Source organism: Vibrio sp. 10N.247.310.98, from assembly GCF_041467395.1.
Classification (GTDB): Bacteria; Pseudomonadota; Gammaproteobacteria; order Enterobacterales; family Vibrionaceae; genus Vibrio; species Vibrio crassostreae_C.
On sequence record NZ_JBFSUL010000118.1, the window covers coordinates 1 to 1,744 of the forward strand.

Below are 1,744 nucleotides of genomic sequence, written 5' to 3' on the forward strand. Positions count from 1 at the left end.
TGTGATCACCAAGCGATTCTGTCGTACCTTAACTACCAAATGACTTTGTCGTTAGCCTAATTACCGAGGGAAATTGACGGTCCTACTTTTTACGTAATCCTTTGACTATCACTGTGAATTAGTCAAAGGGTGTATAGGATGATCGTTATGGATGCTAAATCCCAGCTTACCGTGGATGTCATTGCTAAAGTGGCACTTAACAAAATCTCTATTCTCAATGCCTCGAAACTGCTCAATAAATCCCCCCGAACCATTGAACGTTACCTCAGGCGATACCGTACCGATGGTATTCGTTTCGTTGTTCATGGCAACACAGGAAGAGCACCCGCTAATAAAATCCCCGTGACCTTAAAGAAGCAAGTTCAATATCTGATAAAAGCCAAGTATTACGACTTTAACATGCTTCATTTGGCAGACATGCTGGAAGTGTTTGAAGGCATCAAAGTAAAGCGAGAGACACTTCGTACCTGGGCGCACGAAATCCATCATGTAAAACGAGCTAAACATCGCCGCTCCAAAGTAAGAAGACGACGAGAGCGCATGGAGGCAGAAGGCTTAATGTTGCAAATGGACGGCAGCCCCCACCTTTGGTTCGGGGACAAAAAGTCCTGCCTTATCGCTATGATTGATGACGCAACCAGTGACGTTCATGCAGAGTTCTTTCCTTCAGAAACTACGGAAGGCTGCCTTAAAGTAATGAAGGCTTATATCGAAAAAAAGGGGCTTTTTAAGACGCTTTATGTCGATAGAGCGGGTATCTTTGGTGGACCAAAACGCTGCCACTTCTCTCAGATGCAACGAGCCTGCGAAGAGCTTGGTATAGAAATTATTTTTGCCAACTCCCCCCAAGGAAAAGGTCGTATCGAACGTGCCTTCGATACGTTCCAAGATCGTCTCGTCCCTGAGTTAAGACTGGCGGGGATCACCGATATGAATAGCGCAAATGACTACCTGCAAAACACTTTCATCCCTGACTATTGGGCGACAACCCTCACCGTCAACGCTAAGCAGGTGCGCTCGGAACATCGGCCCGTTCCGAAACACCTAAACCTCGATGCGATATGTATCCAAAAAGAATATCGAAAAATCCGTCGGGACCATACCTTCAGTTATGGTAACGCAATGTATCAAATTACCTCTCCGTTAAGGCACTCTATCGTGAGTCAACAAGTTGAGCTACGTAAGCAACTTGATGGTAACTTCGCCGCTTACTTTGCTGACCGAGAGCTGTCCATTAAAGAGCTTGTTGAGCCTAGCTCTAGGAAAGAATACGGGGAAGAAGTTCAGAAAAAGCTCGATGCTATTGAACTTGCCAAGGAGTTAGGCAATGTGAGAGAAGCTGCTCGGCAGAGCGGTTGCTCTGTCAAAAGCATTCACAACAACCGTCAACTTCTCGAAGCACATGGTCCATTAGCTTTGAAACGTATGTATGGCCAATCAAGGCACAGTAACCGCATCGATGAGAAGACTCGAAATGTCGTCATCTCATTAACGCTCAAATTACCTCATCTAACATCGATCAGGATCAGTGGTGAGATGAGAAAGCGATTTAACATCTCGATTAGTCACTCAACAGTAAGGAACATCTGGCTTGAAGAAAAGCTGAATACAAGAGAGTTACGGGAAGCTCGTGCCGAGGCATCAATTATCGAATAAGAGCAGAACTGTCATGGTTGACTACTATTAATAAGACTGTGACAGAGTCCTTCGGTAATTAGACCGTCAACCTCCCTCGGTAATCACA

1 protein-coding gene is annotated in these 1,744 nt (G+C 45.2%); it reads left to right on the top strand.

All coding sequences use genetic code 11. The features are described 5' to 3' along the window. The first annotated feature begins 138 nt into the window (after positions 1-138). Positions 139-1,656: an ISNCY family transposase gene (locus AB6E78_RS22840; protein WP_372134266.1), complete on the top strand. Its 1,518-nt coding sequence runs from the start codon at positions 139-141 to the stop codon at positions 1,654-1,656. The last annotated feature ends 88 nt before the right edge of the window (positions 1,657-1,744 follow it).